Origin of the sequence: Paenibacillus xylanilyticus, from assembly GCF_013359935.1 — a bacterium.
GTDB lineage: Bacteria > Bacillota > Bacilli > Paenibacillales > Paenibacillaceae > Paenibacillus > Paenibacillus xylanilyticus.
In genome coordinates this window covers 1-483 of the sequence record NZ_JABMCB010000024.1, presented here as the reverse complement: position 1 = coordinate 483, position 483 = coordinate 1, and the positions used below count along the sequence as shown (strand labels likewise).

Genomic DNA, 483 nt, shown 5'->3' with positions numbered 1-483 from the left:
GAACAGTACGACGAAAAGCCGCAGGTACAGCAGGTAGCGCAGATCATCAACGGTGTGTTCAGCCAGTTACTGGCAACTTTCCCGGCGAGCCTGGCTAACCGTGACCAGAACGAAGTGAACGAAATCCGTCGCCAGTGGGTTCTGGCTTTTCGGGAAAACGGGATCACCACGATGGAACAGGTTAACGCAGGAATGCGCGTAGCCCGTCGGCAGAATCGACCATTTCTGCCATCACCCGGGCAGTTTGTTGCATGGTGCCGGGAAGAAGCATCCGTTACCGCCGGACTGCCAAACGTCAGCGAGCTGGTTGATATGGTTTACGAGTATTGCCGGAAGCGAGGCCTGTATCCGGATGCGGAGTCTTATCCGTGGAAATCAAACGCGCACTACTGGCTGGTTACCAACCTGTATCAGAACATGCGGGCCAATGCGCTTACTGATGCGGAATTACGCCGTAAGGCCGCAGATGAGCTTGTCCATATG

General features: G+C 55.1%; 1 protein-coding gene. It reads left to right on the top strand.

All coding sequences use genetic code 11. From position 1 onward, the window contains the following. Window positions 1-42 precede the first annotated feature (42 nt). A partial coding sequence (locus HP552_RS00140; protein WP_446686442.1) for a replication protein P occupies window positions 43-483 on the top strand: 441 nt, incomplete at its 3' end.